The organism is Streptomyces sp. NPDC043876, assembly GCF_056435825.1.
Map to the genome: position 1 here is coordinate 221,614 of NZ_JBWKDV010000012.1, position 16,141 is coordinate 237,754.

The following is a 16,141-nucleotide window of genomic DNA, read 5'->3' on the forward strand; positions in this document are numbered from 1 at the left end:
GGAAGGGCGGCGTCGCATCCCGCGTGGCCCTCGCCCGGTGTCCCGGGTGCCGGTATCCCGTCCGGCGAGCCTTCGACCTGCAGGGCGGCGCTGCGTGGGAGCGGCCGCCCGGTCTGCGCTGCGTGTCAGCACCACCAGACGATAGCCGCACCGACGGGCTCACTCCCGCCGGACCATGGAGAAGTCCAGCGGGAGCGACCGCCCGCGGTACAGCGGCGGCGGCGCCGGGTCTGACGCCGCCGCCCGGTCTCGGCCGACTGACGCGTGCGGCCCGCAGGGGCTACGCCGGGATCGCAGCCGACAGCAGGGGCATGGTCGGGGGCCGGCCGGGCCGGCGGCCGGCCTTCACGGCGCTCGGCGGGGCCTCGGGTCCGCCGTACCGCTTGCACTGGAACACGAGCAGGGTGCCGTCCTTGCCGGGGATGACCGCGTCGATGCCGAGTTCTCGGAAGCTCTGGTCAGGACCACCCCCCTTGGGCCAGGAGGAGACCTCGACATGGAGCCCGTTGCGTGCTGCCTCCGTGAACACGAGGGCCTGCAGCATCTGGACCAGCTGGGGGCGCTGGTCGGTCAGCAGCTGCGGTTCTCCCGGGCGCACCGACTCGGCGATGCCCTGCCACCTGGGGGCTTCGCCGGTAGGCAGTTCCCGGTGCACGCGGGTGCGGGCGGGGATGCGGCGCGGGATCCGGCCGGTGGTGACGCTCGCGTAGGTGTCCCGGTAGATCTGCCGGTCCCGCGGGTGGATGCGGCAGACCTCCATCCAGGTCTCGAGCTGTCCGGCGGTGGCCGGGAGCGCGAGGCGGTGGGAGATGCGCCAGGCGGTCCCAAGGGGGATCGGATCCCCGCCCGGGACGTGGCGGTCGAAGTCGCGCAGCGTCGCCCCGGCTTTCTCGAAGTCGGCGGCGAGGACGGCCTGGAGGTCGGGGCGGTCGCGCATGGCGAGCCGGTGGGGGGCGCCCCGGGCGCCCTTCCGGCCTCGCTGCAGGGTCCGGCCGCGGGCGCGCAGCTCCACGGCGACGCGCTGGTCCTCCTCGGTGCCGTTGCAGAAGCCGATGGCCGTGCGCAGGACTTCGCGGGACGGCGCGCCGGTTCCGGACTCGGCGCGCTGGACCGTGCTGCGGGACAGCCCTGGCAGGCGCCCCAGCTGCTCCTGGGTCAGGCCCGCGGTGAGGCGCAGCCGCACCATGTGCTCGGCCAGGCCCGCGTACGGGCGCAGGACAAGACGGTTCACAGCCGCCCCCTACTTGCCGGCGGCGGCCCGCACGGCCGCCTCGATGAGGACCTCGGCCAGCCGCCGGCCGCCAGCCGTCACGGTCAGGGTGGTCGCCGAGATCAGCCCGCAGCCGCAGAGCAGCATGAAGATGTCGGTCATCGGCGTACCGGCGATGAACAGAGCGGTGCCCAGCAGCATGACGACGCTGCTCCAGACAATCCGGTGGGTCTGGCCCAGGCGCTGACCGGCCGCCTCGGCCGGGACGGGCCCGGGCACGGACGCGGGCGCGGGCGGGAAGTGCGGCGACGCCGTGGGGATGTTGCTGCTCATGTGGAGCTCCGGGTTCTGCTGCGGCCACCGGCGCGTGGGCCGGGGCAGGGCTGCTGGTCGCGTGCGGGCGCATGCCGGGAGGCAGCTGTGGGCAACCGCCGATCCCGGGCCCGCACGGTGAAAAGACTGTCACGCCCCGTGACCATCCTCGCCAACGCCCGTCCCAAATGGGCATTTTGTGATTCGGGTGCTTCACCGGCGTTCCCGTCCCACCGCAACGAACTCCATGCCGCCGAGCCCCCCGGTGTGCGGCCACCGTGCCTCGAGACTCCGGAGCGCGCCTCACATCCGTTCCAGCCGACTTGCGAACTCCTTCCACTCCAGGAAAAGTTCGAGGGATCCGGTACGGCGCGAGCCACCCGGAGAGTTCTGAAGCGCTGCTGGTCGCAGAGATCGGAACACCCGGAGAGCGGTGGGCCGCTCCTTCCCCGCCGGGGAGCCGGCGCCCGCAACGGCGCCGACCCCGGCACCCCCCGGGCCCTCGCGGCGCCTACACGTTCCGCCGCCCGAGGCGACACCAGATGCGACGAGCACCGCCGGCGGCCGCCCCGGATCCCGTCGGCAGGACAGCACGGACCAGCCCACGAGTTCGCTGCTGCCTGCGCGAGAATGAGCGGCCCCGGACTCTTCGGAGGGATCGCATGTCGCCGAGCAGCGTGCCGCGCGAGCTCCACGCACCCTGGCGAACGCTGCCCGCCCGGGCCGCGTTGGCCCACCGCCGCCTGGGGCCGCCGGCCCTGCACGCGGCCACCCGTCCCGCCGCCTGGTGCCTGTGGCTGCTGGCCCTTTCGGTGATGCGCGCCCAGGGACGCGTCCTGGCCCACGGCAGCGCCACCCTCACCCTCGGCGGACCGTGCACCCCGTGGCCGCGCCGTATCGCCACGCTCGGGGTGGGCGCCCTTGCCGTGGCAGCGGCCATGACCGCGATGACCCTCCCGGGCGCTGCCGCCATCGCCGCGCACACCGTCCTCCCGATGCCGCTCTGGCTCCTCTACCTGCTGGCATTCGCACCGACAGCCGTCCTGGCCACCGAGGCGCTCCGCATGATCTGGCACGCCCGCTCCGCCCTACCCGCAGCGAGAGCGCTGCGCGCCCTGCGCGCCGACGGCAGCACCTGGTGGGAAGCCGCCACCCTCGTCGTCGACGAACACGAGCCGCTGTCCGCCGGACGGCTGGTGGGGGCCGCTCTCGCCCACGCCGACTCCCACCGCATCGGGATCGCGGCCGTCCCCGCGACCCCCGCGGTCCAACGCGCCTACCAGCGCCGCGGGTTTCGCCCCTGGCCTGGCGATCCCCGCATCCTCTACCGGGCCGCTGCCGGCTGACCGCCGTCCCGCGCGGCCGCACCACCTGGGGCCAGCCGCCCTGGTGAGCTACATGCCGCTGCCCTCCGGCCGGTCCAGCGAGTGGCCGGCGTCCTCGACGGCCACCCGAAGCCGCCGGCGCTGCCGCTGCTCGGATCGACGACCTACACCCGGGCGCAGCTCCTGGCGGCCCGCACCGCCTGACCTCCGCCTGGCCGTAGTGCCGCTGCTCGTCCGCCCGACCTGCACGGGCGAGGCGGACGAGCAGCAGTGACCGGCGGCGGTTGCGGGAGCTGTGGCGGCAGTACGGGCACGCGCCCCGGCCTGCGTACGGCGGCTGCTTGACGGACTACCCCCAAGGGCATTGGTAGCCCTCGTTCTCGAACGGGTCGACCAGATCACCAGCGGGGCCCCGCAGGACCATCGCGGCGGCCCTCTGCAGGACTAGTGCCCGGTGGCGGCGCCCACGGCACTCCGGATCGTCATGTCGACCCCGCGCTCGTCCGCCAGTTCCGCGAGGTTCCTGGCGCTGTCAGGGTGGGCCCGCAGGACGGCGGCTACGACTTGAGCGGACTGGCCCCGCAGCCGGCGCACCCAGTCCCGGGTCGCGGCCTGCTGGTCCCACTCGTTGGATGCGGCGTCCCAGATGCACATGCTGCCCGCCGCTTCCTCCAGCAGGTCCCACTGCTGTGCATCCGCGGCTTGGGCCGCGACGCCCCGCAGCCAGTGGATGGCCCGCTTCGACTCGCTCCAGTGCGGCCAGCCGGTGCCATCTCCGTGGACGTGCCCGGTCATCGCGTGCACCAGGGTGATGGCCTGCTCCGGGTGGGACACAAGGAGCGGCCCGGCGACGTTCATCTCCACAAGGGGCAGGACATCCAGGTACAGCTCGTAGCTGTCACCCTGGTCCGCGGCCAGGGTGAGCAGCCGGCGGGCCGCGTCGAGGTCGCCTTCCTGGGCGGCCGCCGCCAGCTGGTGGGCCCTCGCGACGGGCAGGTCGAGGTGCGGTGAGGTCTCCTGCTCGACCAGGTCGAGGAACGCGGTGATCGTCTGCGGCCGCTGCAGCGGGTCCCGGTAGGTGCACTGCCTCACGATGCTGCGCCAGGGACCGGGCGGCGGCAGCAGGGCCATCCCCGGCGCCGGGTCGGTGCCCGTCAGCAGCCAGCCGATGACCTGCCCGAGGCTGAAGATGTCGCTGGCGGCCGTCGCGTTGTGAGGATCGACGGACAGTTCGGGGGCGCCGAACTCCACCGTGCCGATCTGGCTCCCGGTGCGGGGGCTGGTCGTCCTGCCGCGGGGGCGCCGCACCACTCCCCAGTCGCCGAGTACCCAACGGCCGTCGAGATGGAGGATGTTGGCCGGCTTGATGTCCCGGTGCAGGTAGTCCAGCCGGTGAGCGTCGGCCAGGGCGGCGGCGACCGCGTCCACCAGGGCCCGCAGCTCCTCACCGTCGCGGCTCAACTCCAGCTGCCGGTGTTCGGCGGTGGCCTGGGCCAGCGGCATGACGAACCAGTCGCCCCGTGGGCTTGAGTCGAGAACGGGCATGACGTGGAGGTTCCCGCCGAGGACCTGGGCGACCTCGATCTCACGCAGCATCCGCGCGGTGAGGTTCTCGCGCAGCGACTTGGTCTTCTTGAAAGCGACCACGGCGCCGCTCTTCTTGTGCCGGGCTTGGTGCACTACGCCCATGCCGCCGGTGCCACCCGGCAGCGCAAACTTCTCGAGGGCGTAGTCCTTGCGCTCGCCGCGGGCCTGCTCGCGCACCACGCCATACGGAGCGTCCGTGGCGGCCGGCCGTACCTCGGCGCAAGGTGAGCGGAAAGGGAAGTGCCCGGTGACCCTCAGCAGCATAGGGTGGACGGCGCCCGCCTCGTTCGTGGGCAGCGAACCCAGCACGTACGCCGGCCCGCTGTTCGGCGCTTGGGCCAGCCCCAGCACCTGCCCGAGCTCCACCTCAGCCACCCGAGTGCTGGTTCGGGCCGACACGTCGACGGTGTGCAGCTCCACACCGATACCGGAGCCGGCGGACCCGGCAAGCAGCACCGTGTCCGGCCCCCCTGCGGCCAGGTGCCCCGGGTAGGACACCGGGGTGGCGAGCCACCCCTCACGGTCGTCGGCGCTCGTGCCGACGGAGAGATCCACGACGGCACTGTGCCCGCTGGCGGCCAGGAAGAAGCGGCGGCCGTCAAGCCAGCCCGCCGACCGCACCGCCGCATCGAACGCGATGGCGAACCGCTGCTGATCGCCGACCTCATCCCCCAGCCGGGTCAGTGCCAGAGTGGACCCGGTCCCCGTGCCGAGCGTCGCCCCGGACCCTGAGAGCACCCACACACCCGAGTCAGGGCCGAGCAGCAGACTGGAGTTCGCCTCGAACCCTCCGCCCACCGCCCGCAGCACACCCTCGCGCCACATCACCACCGCCGGCCCGCACCGTACGCACAAGGCCCCGTCCGGCAGCACGACAGGTGCACCCGCCACCCCCGGCAGCGGCAGCCGCCACCGCGTTCCGCCCCGCACCAGATCCAGCTCCGCGAGCCCCGCCTCGGTGGTGATCAGCGCCCGCCCGGCAGACTCCACGGTCAGGCCGCTCGGCCGCAATGGCCACGCCTCGCCGGCCAGGACGACATCGGCCGTGATGCCCGCAGCCGTGCGGGCCGGCACGGTGACCGGACCGGATGGCCGCGGCGGCAATGTCAGCACGGGGGCGACCGCGTCCGGCTTCTGCAGCAGGAGTTCGTGCAGCGGGGCGTACGGCAGGTGCGGCCGGCGGAAAGCAGAACGGACCAACTCCGCGAACTCCACAAGACCGCATACCGCGGCCTCAAGATGGTCCCGGTCGAGGAGGACACCCCGCGACCCCACGGCCGACCGCAGAGCGTCATCCACCGCACCGCCAGGAGTCCCCGCGCACACCAGCACCCACCGCTCACCGAGCCGGACGTCTCCCCGCTCATGGGCACGAACAGCGGCCCGTGCCGCATCGACCGCGTCAGCACCCGAGGCGGACATCACCGTGAGCGCGTAGTCGCGTCCGGCCAGCTCGAAGAAGACGGCCGGCTTCTCAGGCGATCCGTCGTCGACGACCGCCTCGGAATCGGTGCGCCGCACCAGGGCCGCCACGATGTCGACGAGGAGCCGGTGCCTGTCCGGCGCCGCGAGCCCGTCACCGCGAAGCTGCCCGTACTCAGCCAGCAACGCCCGTACGTGCTCCATTGCCCTGCCCCCAAGTCGGCCGGGCACCGGCACCCGGGGTGCGATTGTGGCGCATCCCCGGATGCGACGCGCGGCGATCTCCGGGACTGGGTTACAGTCCCCGCCGTCCATGGCCAACCTGCCCCGCGCCGCGAAGGAGGGCCGCCGCGGCGCCGCCCGGGCCAGCGAAGTCTGGGCCGGGCGATTCCGGTGCTCCCTCCTGCGACTGGCAGGTGCTCCCCGCCGGGGTCAGCGACCGCTCTGCTGTGAGGCTGGCACACGCGGCGACCGCGGCCCGCAGCTCCGGCCCCGAAACTGGTCCCGTGCCGTGCGCCCTCTCCGTCATTTGACGCGCGCCCACGCCCGCCACCAGAGCCACGGCACAGGACCTGCGGCGGCTGCAGCCACCGCGGCCCGGACCTGGCGTTGCCGACCGTGACTTCGCCCAGGGACCCGGCCCCGTTCCGCCAACTCCCCGCGGACTGGGCCAGGCTCGGGGGAGGATGAACGATATGGGACGAGCCTCTCGACGACGGGCAGAACACCGCCACACCCTCCCAGCTGGCACGGCGCCGCACTCCGGCCCCGGCGCCATGCCGTTGGAGCGCTACCTGATCCGGCCCGCGACCCAGGACGACGACGCTGGCGCGGTGCGCAGGCTCCTGGAGCCGGTGGAGTTCCTCGACGAGTCGATGCCTGAGGAGATCGTCGACCGGATGCGCACCGGTTGGAGGATGCCACCTCAGTTCGGCACTGCGACGCTGGTGGTCGCCGAGGACCGGCAGACGGGGCGGATCGCCGCACTGGCCCACGCGATCCCTCCGGTGCCGTGGGTCATGGGGATGGAGGCCGGCCTGGGGCGGCCGACCTGCCTCTTGCTGTTGCGATCGCTCGTCGAGCTGGAAGCGGTGTCCGTGGATGGCGGAGCGCGCGGCCACGGCCTTGGGCACCTGCTCGTCGGCGAGCTGGTCCGCTCCTACACCCGTCAGGGCTACGAAGCGATGCTCGCCGGCATCCACGCCCACAAGCCCCACCTGGCGCCGTACTACGCGGCTGACGGCTTCGCGGCTCTCGCGCCCGGTGCACCGCTCGACCTGCAACTGCCCCACGGCCGCATCCGATTCCCCGCTGAGGTGTCGATGCGGCACCTGGTCCGCCCCCTCATGCCACGGGTGTCATACCGGGGCGGCGTACTTCACGGTCTGCTGGCCGGCCGCTGATGTCGGACTCGCTCGCCGGCACGAGCACGATGGGTCGATCGGGACGGCCAACATCCGCTCCGACGACGCACGCTTGGCGGGCCCCGACCCTGCCTCCGGCCGTCCCGCCACCCCCTGGGCTGTCCGGTTCCGGCCCGGGCGCCGGCCGCAGGCTCTACGGTGCACCGGTGAGCAACCAGCTGCCGCCGGCCGGCGAGGACGAACCGCCCGCGGTCGACGAGGTCCTCGCTCAGGCGCTGACCGCGCAGGGCCCGCGGGGCGTGCGGGCGCTGGGCCTGTTGCGGGATGCGCGCCGGGTCCTGGCCGGCGCCGGGTTGGAGCGGCCGGGGGAGGTCGCGGAGTCGTGTTTGCGGGGCGCGGCCGACGCGCTGCTGAGCCTGCCAGGGGCCCCGGCCCGCAGGGTCGGGCTGAAGGCGGCCGCCACCAACCTGCTGGACGCCCTGGCCGCTGCGCCCGGCGGCCCCCCCGCCGCCGTACCGCCGCCCCGCCCTGCCGGGGCGGATCCGGCGGCCTGGGACCGGGTGGAGGCGGCGGCCGGGGTGCTGCGCGGGGAACTGACCCAGCCGGGCGGCTACCACCTGGGGCGGGCCGCCGGGATCGCCGAGCGCCTGATGGGGGTCAGGCCCGGCGCCGCCCAGGAGGAGGCCCTGGAGGTATGGGGCGAGGTGTACGACAAGACCTCGGGCACCCTGCACGGCGCTGCCGCCGACGACGGCCGTGCGGCCCGCCTTTACGCCGAGGTCCTCGCGGCGGCCCGGGAGCTGCTGGTGCCGCTGCCCGGCCGCGCCGCACGGGTCCTTGACCTGACCGCGCTGGAGCGCCCGAGCCCCGGCCACGTGCGGGAGCTGGCCCGGTGGGCGGACCCGCGCGCCACCGCGTTCTTCTTCCGCTCCGCTCCCGTCGCGGCCTGGCTGCCCCTGCTCCAGGAGCACGCCCCGCACCTGCTGCTCCCCGACCCGGCGGCTGGCGGCGCCTGGCCGGCCGGAGTGTTCTTCGAGCACCTGGCCACCACCGCCCCGCAGATCGCCGGCGCGTGGCTGGCGGAGCACGCCCTGGCCGTCGCCGCCGGGGGCCGGGCCGCGCTGGACGCGCTGCTGAGCCTGGCCGCCGGTGATGCCGCGCTGCTGGCGCCGTCGCTGGTGCGCGCCGTCCTCGCCGAGCACGTGGCCAGCGTCTCGGTGGGGGAAGGGGCCGCCCTGGTCCGGAGCCGGGTGCTGCGCCTGGCAGCCGAGTGGGCGTGCGCGGTGCCGATGGCCGGCCGGGATCGCGACTGGATTCTGGTGGCCGAACGTCTGCTGCAGGCCGCGGTCGACGCCGAGCATGAAGCGGCCGACCGTATGCGGGCCGCGGAGGCCGGCGCCCGCGCCGCCGCGGCCCGGCCCGTCACCGGCCGGCGCCGGCCCTTCGACGGCGACCCGGCCGACTGGGCCGCCGCGGTACGGGCGGACAGTGCCCGGATGCCGGAAGACCTGGCCGGGCGCCTCCTGAAGGAACTGGTCGCCGCCGCCCACCCGCGCGGGCCCGCCGCCGCACCGCACCGGTCGGTGCGCATGGTCCGCGCGGTGGCCGCGTCCCTCCTCGTGCGGGATGTGGAGCTCACCGCGCCGGCCGCCCGCTGGAGCGTCTTCCACGAGGACCTGGACCGCGTCCGCCTCGGCGCCCCGGGCGCGTTCGGCGGGCCGCTCCTGGCGCGCGCCGTCCTGGAGCTGGCCGCCGCGGACGCGGCCGCCGGCGTCGGCCTGGCCGAGCGCACCGCGCAGTGGCCCAAGGCCGCAGCCGCCGACGGGTGGCTCGCCGACCGGATATGGGCCGCGCACCTGGCCGCCGGTGTCCCTGGCCGCTGCTTGCATGACGACCTGCATGACGTCCCGGCTGGCTCGCATGACGATCCGCATGAGGCACCAGCGGCCGCGGCCCGGCCGGAGCCGGAGGCGGAGCGGTGGCATGAGCTGGCGTACGGGCTGGTGCCGCGCCTGCTGGCCGGCCCCCCGCACCCGGAGCCGGCCCGCCTCGTCGCCGCAGTGTGGCGTTCCTGCACGCCCCGGGCCACCGCCGCACTGGAGGCCGCGGCCGCGCCGGCGCTCGGCCGGCCGCCCGCCGCCGGGGACATCGCCGCAGCGCTGGGCGAGGACGCCGCGCACGCGGACAGCACGTTTGAGCCGCTCGCGTCGTGGCTGCGGGTGTGGGACTGGTCCCCGGTCTTGCCCGTGCGCCTGCGCACCGCCTTCGCCCCGCTGCTGGAGGGGCTGCGCCGCTTCGAGCCCGGCGGCCCGGCCGACCCGCGCGCCGGCGCCCGCCCGGTGCCGGCCCCGGCCCCCACTGACCTCGATGGCACCGACCTGCTGGAACTCACCGCCGGACAGGGGCCGCTGGCCACCGCCCGGGCCCTGGCCGCCGCCCGGGACGCCGGCGCGGAGGACCACGCCTACCTCGTCAGCCGCCTGGTGGCCGCCGATCCGGCCGCCTGGACCGAGAACGTCCCCGCGGTCCTCGCCGCGCTGGAAGAGCCCGTCCTGCGCGCCTTCTACCTCGCCGCCGTCCAAGAGGCCGCGGACCGGCCCGGCGCCCTGCCGGGCCAGAGCCTCGACCATGCGGTCGCCGCCACACTCCGCCTGCACGCACCTGCACCCGGGCCCGGGTCGGCGCCGGCGGGGCCGCTGGAACGCTTTGCGGAGGCAGCCCTGTTCGGCCTGCTCGCCCACGCATGGGGCCGTACCGCCGGACCAGCCGGCCTCGGCGCCCTGCTGCCCGCCGCCCTGGACCGCCTGCGCACCCTGGCCGAGCCCCTGGCCCACCCCGCCGCAGGCCCGCCCCCGCCCCCGGCCCCCGCCCGGCCGGCCGCCGGCCGTCCGCCGGCACCGCAGAGTGCGGTCCGGGCGCTGGAGTGCCTCCTCAACTGCACGCTGGCCGCGGCGATCCGGCCCGGCGCCCCGCTCCCCGGCGACGTCTGGGGCCTCCTCGGGACGATCCTCACCGCCAGCCTCACCAACCCGGTCGTGACCGCCGCCTTCGGCGCCCGGCTGATGGCCCTGAGCATCTGCGCCCCCGACTTCACCGCCCGCCACCACACCGCGCTCACCACCCTGGACGGCGGCCCCACCCCGGCCGCCGCCTGGCTGAACAGCGGCCCCGCCGACCCGCAGCTGCTCGCCTCGCTGGACCGCACCGCCGTACTCCAGGCGTTGCGCCCCGGCGCCGGCGGCCCGGCCGAGCACCTGGCCCACGCCCTCACGGAAGACCCGCACCTCCTGGGTGACCCGGCCGACGTCCTGGCCCGGATCGCGGCCGGACCCGGCGGCCCGGACGCCGCCTCCTGGCTCCTGCAGGTCATGGCCTGGCGCCTGCAACCGCAGCGCGGCGACCTCTACTTCCGCCCCTTCCGCTTCACCCGGCCCCCCGCACGGCCAGCCACCGCAGCCGAGCTCGCCGCAGTGACCACCGTTTGGCGGGCCGCCCTCACCGCCGGCCTGCCGCCCGGCGCGCTCGCCGGCGCCGGATACTTCGCCGACCTCGCCCTCGACGACCAGACGTGGCTGCCCCTGGCCCGGGCCAGCGCCGAGCACACCGCACCACACGACCCAGCCACCGCCGCCTGGCGCGCCTCCGCGCACCCCGCCACCCCGGACGCGCTCGAGCTCACCGCCCGCCTCGTCGCCCGCCCCGCAGACCTGTGGAGCGCCCGGGACGTCCTGCGCCCCGCCCGGATCCTGCTCCAGGACGCCCAGGCGGTGACCGGCCACCCGCACGCCGACGCCGTCACGCAGCTGCGCGAGGCCCTCATCAACGCGGGCGAAGTCGACGTCGTCCGGACGACCGCCGACTGACCTCGGCAGCCGGGTCATGCCAGCCTTGGCCGGCGGCCAACTGCCGGGGTCCGGGTCACCGCCAAGTTGCCGGCCGGGTTCGTCCCGGCCGCTGTGGGTCGCGCCATCGTGCTGCTGGGCGGGGCAGGGGCTGCCGGCGATGCTCAAGCATCACCCCCTTCGCCCCGGAGCAGCAGCGGGCCTGGATCCCAGGGCCCGGTCTGCTGCGGGCAGGGGCGCACGGCCGACCGGGAGTGCGCCCTGTTCCGGGGCGCTGCCGGGCTCGTACCGTGCTGGCGGGAGGCGGCGATGACGGTGTGGGCCCGGGTGGCCGGTCTGGTGCGGTGGGGGCGGGGGCGCGGTGCCGCAAGCGCACCGTCCGTTCCACAGCCGCCAGCCGCCCCGAGCGCCCCACCTGGACCCGAACCCCGGGCCGCCGAGGACGGCGCACCTGCTGGAGGCGGTCAACGGGCGGCCACCGGGTCGCTGAGGCCACCGCACGGTGCGCGGGCGGATCCGGTGCCGGTGGTGTCCGCTGCCCGGTGGCGGGCGCGGCGTGACCCGGATCTGGTGTACGCGCGGATGTCGAACGCCGAGCGGGCCCGGCTGCTCCAGCAGCACCCTGACTGCGAGCTGTGCCGGCGCCGCCCTTCGGCGGCCGTCGACCACGACGCGGCCACGGGCCGGGTGCGCGGCGTGGTGTGCCGGAGCTGCAACAGCTGGCTCGGGTCGATGGAGACCGCGCTGCGGGTGCCGCAGCGGCTGATGCAGCCCCAGGCGACCTACCTGCACTGGCGGTTCGAAGCCGGAGGGACGGCGGAGCTGGCCCGCTATCGCGGAGAGCTCTCGTACCTGGGCATGAGCCCGGCGCAGTACGCCGAGGGCCTGCGCCTGCTGCGCCGGCTCCTTCCGCTCCCGTACGTGTACTGGACCGCCTGGAGCGAGGAAGGGCCGCCGGTCTCCCGCGGCAAGCAGTGGACGAAGATCGGGCCCCTGGTGGACATCGAGGAGGCGGACCGCCACCACCGCCTGCGCAGCGCCACCGGGACCCCTCTGGTGGTCCGGGCCACCTTTGAGCCTGACGACGGGGTGAACAGCCCCTTCCCGCGCGGCCTGGCCAAGCCCTTCACCGGCGACGCCCGCGCCTTGTACGGCCTCCCTGGCCCTCACGCGTGGGTGTCGCCGCCGCGCCCGGCTTGACCGCCACCTGCGGCCGGCTCCCGCCGTTGTGGGCTGGGTGTTCGTGAACCTCGGCGTGGGGCGGGGCGCGCTGGTGATACTGCGGTGACCGGGTCGAGTGGGACGGAGGAGCAGGTGGTGGGGGAGGAGATCGCGCATCCGGCGCTGGCCGGGGTGCCCTGGCCGGTGATCGGCGTACGAGTGCGATGTGAGGACCGGACCCCGCGGGCGGGCTCCTGGCCGCCGATCCCGCATGCCGCGCTGGAGGACGTCCTGCTGCCCTGCACGTGGCCTGAGTTGGAGGGCCTCGCGCAGATCGCCACGGGCACGTCCCGGGCCCGGGTGTTCGTGCGCGACCTCGGTGGCGCCGAGCCGGACCGGCGCCTGGTGCTGTGCCTGCGAGGCGCTCCCGGGGCCGTACAGGTAGAGGGCCCGATGGCCGCCGTCGCCGAGGTCTTGGCGGCCCGGGCACGCGCTGCCGCGCTGCGCGTCGCCGCGGTGCACCGCGAGGCCGGCCGCGCCGAGGACGCGCAGCTGTGGCGGGCCAGGGCCCGCGGGCTGCTGAAAGAGGGCCGGGCCGCGCGCCGCGGCCGGAGTGTGCGGGCGGCTTCGGCCGGGCTGCCGAGCCTGGGCCGGCGTTCCTGAGCCGGCGGCCCGTACGTTGCTGCTCGGTGGCGGCGGGACCAGCCCGGCCGCCGGGGAAGACGCCGGACCGGCCCCGCCCCGCGCCGACCCCAGGCGGACTGACCGCGGCCGCCTCGCCAGCTCGAAGGTGCCCGGGACGGTCGGCTCGACGCCGACAGGCGGGACGGGGACGGCGGGCGGGCCGCGAGCGCGAGCCGATCGCCGCAGACGCCGAGGCCGACGTCGACTCCTTGCTCCCCACATCGGCGCAGGCCGAGGCCAGAGGCGAGCAAGACCTGTCCACACCGCCCAGCCCTCGCCACTGCCCGTACGGAGGTCGTACCGCGGCCTGCGCGCCGTACGGCCGCTGCGCCCGGTAGGCCGCCCGCCGGGCGGGCGCATCCGTACACGCCGGAGCGCCGGTTCGGCACCTCTTCACGCCCCTGCGCCTTCGAGGTCGCGCCTGGTAAACGCGTGGTAGAGAAATTCAGAGCCTCCTGATATCGAATTTAGAACAAATTCAGAGGAGGGAATTTGGTGACGGAGAGACCGGCGGATTTTCGAATGCGAGGAGCTGCTGTACGGGGCGTTCTCCGGGGAGCGCCCGCAGCGTTGTGTGCGGGCGACGTCCTGGGCTGACGCCGGGGTGCGGCGGCATCGGCGCGGCAGCGCGCCCCGTGCGGCCGGAGCGAGTGGTTTGCCGCCCCGCGAGTACCGGAGTTGACCGCTTTGAGGTGGCTCAGCCGGTGCCGCCCTCGCGCTGGTGGGAAGGGGGCGCCCGGCCACTGCCAACAGCCGCGCCCGGCACCCGGACCCAGGGCGCGCCTTCCGACCGGACCTGCCCGCTCGGGAGGTGCGCCCGGGCTACAGCCAGTTGGGGAGCGGCGGGATGTCCAGTCGCACGCCAGCCTGGAGGCCGCGGGCGTCTCTCACAAGGTTGTGGCCGTGCAGCGGCTCGCGGAGCTGGTCACCCAAGGCGTGGCCGACGGGCAGGGCGCCGGCGAGGCTGTTCCCCATCAGGAAGACGTCCGGGCCCACGACCCCCTCGGTGGCGGCCGTCTGCAGCAGTTGGCGGGCGGCGTCCTCCACCGCGTGCAGGTCAGCGTCGTCGAGTGGGTGATCCGGGCGGTGTGCTGTGACCGCGTCAGCGGCCTGGACGTGGCCGTGCGCGGCCAACCGCGCCGGCCCGTCGAGGCCGTCCTGGCTCACGTTGGTTCTCCTGCTCGTCGTTCCCGCTCCGCCGACCGGGGAGCCCTGCTCTGCTCCGGTACGGGCGCCCGCTGTTCAGGCGGCCGGGGCGAGGGACTCGAGGCGGTGGCCTGGGCGAGGCCGCGGGTGACGCCGGCCCGCCAGATGGCGCCGGTGGTGGTGACCTGCCGGGCCAGCATCTCGTACTCGACGAGGGGACCGACCAGACGGGCGAGCCCTTCCTCGTCGAGTACGTACCGGCGCGGGGTGAGCCCGGGGTTGGCATCCCGCCAGGCCCGCAACGCCGTGATGGCCGGCAGGGAACTCCACCAGCACGCCGCCACAGCCTGGGCCACCAGATCGGCGTCGAGGCGTGCGGACAGACGCTCGGGATAGCCGCCCGGGCCGCTGTCACGGGAGCCCGGCCACCGGCCCTGGTCCCACGCCTCCTCCGGCGCCGGATCCCACTGCCGGTCCCACTCCCGCACCCGCAGCTCTTCCCGCACCCCATAGGTGATCAAGGCATCCCGTACGTCGAGGAGTTCACCCGAGGCCCGCAACCGCTGCACCTCACCGCGCCACGCCGCGCGCACGGCAGCGGCCTCCGCCCGCGGAAGCCCCCGCGTACGCCACCGCCCACCCTCGGCCGACAACCTGGCCCGCTGCTCCTTGTGCACCTCCACGGCGTCCTTGACCCGCCGCCCGACCCCAGCCTCGACAGCGATCCACACCGGATGTACCGCGCTCCGAACCATGTTCCCCCGCCGGTCTCTTTGTATATTGCAATCCTCGCGCGCAGGCTACCCGGATCCCCGGCCCCCGAGCCCCAACCCCGGCACAGCCGCGCCCAACGGGCGCCGGCCCACCTCCCAGCCAGAACCCAAGAAGTAGACCTAAACAACAAAATTCGAATCAGGATTACGAGAGGAATAGCCGCACATCCGAGAGCGTAGGAAGAGCCTCACTAGGGCGCATCGCCCGCGAATTAAAAGACCCCGCACACTCGTCCCAGGATGCGAAATCGCACACCATTTATTGAATCGGGACTTCAGCCCTGACACCCCAATGACAGAGAGTCTGACCCCGCACACCCGATAGGGAAATCATCAGCCGCAGAACCGGAAGGGGACCCCCAAATTCACCCACTCTGATAGTTTTCACCAGCCCAATTCAGACCGCCTCGCGAACGTCAATTCACCGGACCGCCAACCAGCTCCTGCCCCGAACCGGACCCCTCCACCAGGAGGCCACCACCGCGGCCGCCATGGGGCCACGGGGCAGGACGGCTCTCACACCGCGCCCGACAGGGCGCACAACCCTGCCCGGCCACAGGGGAAGACCACGCACCCCCTCGCGCCGGCCCCGCCGGTTGTCCAGCCAGCCCCCAGCAGGAGGCACGAACCACCGAACCCCGTCGGCACCCGGTACACCCCCAGACCGGCCCAGAGGCGTGACGTAGACCCATCACCAGCCACCCGGGCTGAAGTCCTGGTAGCCGATCCACGCCACAGACGCACGAACGACAGGCACCTCCAAGCCTGAGTAAGGCCCGCAGCCGGCGCCCTGGCCCTCCCCAGACACCCGAGCCAGACCCCAACGCGGCCAACGGCCGCGCCACCCCCTCCCAGCGCCCAACGGGCGCTCACCCACACCCAACTGACAGACCACAACCTCACACCCACTCAAGACACCCCCCACGGCCCGACAGGGCCGCCACACCCACCCCGAGCCGCCCAGCCCCGACAGGGGCCACCCACACCACACGGGGCCCGACAGGGCCCCACCCCCACCCCCCACCACCACAACCGCCCGGAACGGGCGGAACCCCGCACCAAAAGCCCCGACAGGGGCCAGAAATTCCGAAGGAATTTCCAACCCACCACAACCAGAATTCCCCCAACGGGGGAATTCAAGCCGCCAACAAGGCCCCCGAAAGGGGGCCGACATAAACCACCCAAGAATCCCCCGAAGGGGGATTCCCTTTTGCTTTGTTGGGCCGAAAGGCCCAAATGTAAGGCCATTTATGGCCCCGCCCCCCACCACCACAACCGCCCGGAACGGGCGGAACCCCGCACCAAAAGCCCCGAC

At 74.5% G+C, this 16,141-nt stretch carries 10 protein-coding genes; 5 read left to right on the forward strand and 5 right to left on the reverse strand.

Features of this window, described 5'->3' with window-relative positions:
* Window positions 1-280 precede the first annotated feature (280 nt).
* Entirely contained in the window at window positions 281-1,231 is a 951-nt protein-coding gene (locus AC0693_RS32200; protein ID WP_478803742.1) for a helix-turn-helix domain-containing protein, read from the reverse strand.
* Between the two features lie 9 nt (window positions 1,232-1,240).
* Window positions 1,241-1,543 carry a hypothetical protein gene (locus AC0693_RS32205; RefSeq protein ID WP_478803743.1) on the reverse strand — a complete coding sequence of 101 codons (303 nt, stop codon included), beginning with the start codon at window positions 1,541-1,543 and terminating at the stop codon, window positions 1,241-1,243.
* A 641-nt stretch (window positions 1,544-2,184) separates the two neighbouring features.
* Here AC0693_RS32205 and AC0693_RS32210 point away from each other — a divergent pair.
* Window positions 2,185-2,868, forward strand: coding sequence for a hypothetical protein (locus tag AC0693_RS32210; RefSeq protein ID WP_478803744.1), 684 nt, complete (start codon window positions 2,185-2,187; stop codon window positions 2,866-2,868).
* Between the two features lie 423 nt (window positions 2,869-3,291).
* Here the strand turns inward: AC0693_RS32210 and AC0693_RS32215 are convergent, their stop codons facing one another.
* Window positions 3,292-6,060, reverse strand: a complete 2,769-nt coding sequence (locus AC0693_RS32215; RefSeq protein ID WP_478803745.1) for a protein kinase domain-containing protein — start codon at window positions 6,058-6,060, stop codon at window positions 3,292-3,294.
* Window positions 6,061-6,551: 491 nt separating this feature from the next.
* On the opposite strand from AC0693_RS32215, the gene AC0693_RS32220 reads away from it, so the two are divergent.
* From AC0693_RS32220 to AC0693_RS32235, 4 genes are all read left to right on the forward strand, one after another.
* Entirely contained in the window at window positions 6,552-7,259 is a 708-nt protein-coding gene (locus tag AC0693_RS32220) for an N-acetyltransferase family protein (RefSeq protein WP_478803746.1), read from the forward strand.
* A 167-nt stretch (window positions 7,260-7,426) separates the two neighbouring features.
* On the forward strand, window positions 7,427-11,083 hold the full coding sequence (locus AC0693_RS32225; RefSeq protein ID WP_478803747.1) for a hypothetical protein: 3,657 nt from the start codon (window positions 7,427-7,429) through the stop codon (window positions 11,081-11,083).
* 507 nt (window positions 11,084-11,590) lie between these two features.
* Window positions 11,591-12,262 carry an endonuclease domain-containing protein gene (locus AC0693_RS32230; protein ID WP_478803748.1) on the forward strand — a complete coding sequence of 224 codons (672 nt, stop codon included), beginning with the start codon at window positions 11,591-11,593 and terminating at the stop codon, window positions 12,260-12,262.
* Window positions 12,263-12,346: 84 nt separating this feature from the next.
* Window positions 12,347-12,886 carry a hypothetical protein gene (locus tag AC0693_RS32235; RefSeq protein WP_478803749.1) on the forward strand — a complete coding sequence of 180 codons (540 nt, stop codon included), beginning with the start codon at window positions 12,347-12,349 and terminating at the stop codon, window positions 12,884-12,886.
* Window positions 12,887-13,729: 843 nt separating this feature from the next.
* Here AC0693_RS32235 and AC0693_RS32240 read toward each other — a convergent pair.
* Complete coding sequence (locus tag AC0693_RS32240; protein ID WP_478803750.1) at window positions 13,730-14,074, reverse strand: hypothetical protein; 345 nt, start codon at window positions 14,072-14,074, stop codon at window positions 13,730-13,732.
* Entirely contained in the window at window positions 14,071-14,784 is a 714-nt protein-coding gene (locus AC0693_RS32245) for a hypothetical protein (RefSeq protein ID WP_478803751.1), read from the reverse strand. Before AC0693_RS32245 ends, AC0693_RS32240 begins: the two co-directional genes overlap by 4 nt.
* Between the last annotated feature and the right edge of the window lie 1,357 nt (window positions 14,785-16,141).

Excerpts from the sequence above, each read along its gene's own strand:
- AC0693_RS32205 (WP_478803743.1), bottom strand. The coding sequence starts at position 1,543 with ATGAGCAGCAACATCCCCACGGCGTCGCCGCACTTCCCGCCCGCGCCC.
- AC0693_RS32210 (WP_478803744.1), top strand. The coding sequence starts at position 2,185 with ATGTCGCCGAGCAGCGTGCCGCGCGAGCTCCACGCACCCTGGCGAACG.
- AC0693_RS32215 (WP_478803745.1), bottom strand. The coding sequence starts at position 6,060 with ATGGAGCACGTACGGGCGTTGCTGGCTGAGTACGGGCAGCTTCGCGGT.
- AC0693_RS32220 (WP_478803746.1), top strand. The coding sequence starts at position 6,552 with ATGGGACGAGCCTCTCGACGACGGGCAGAACACCGCCACACCCTCCCA.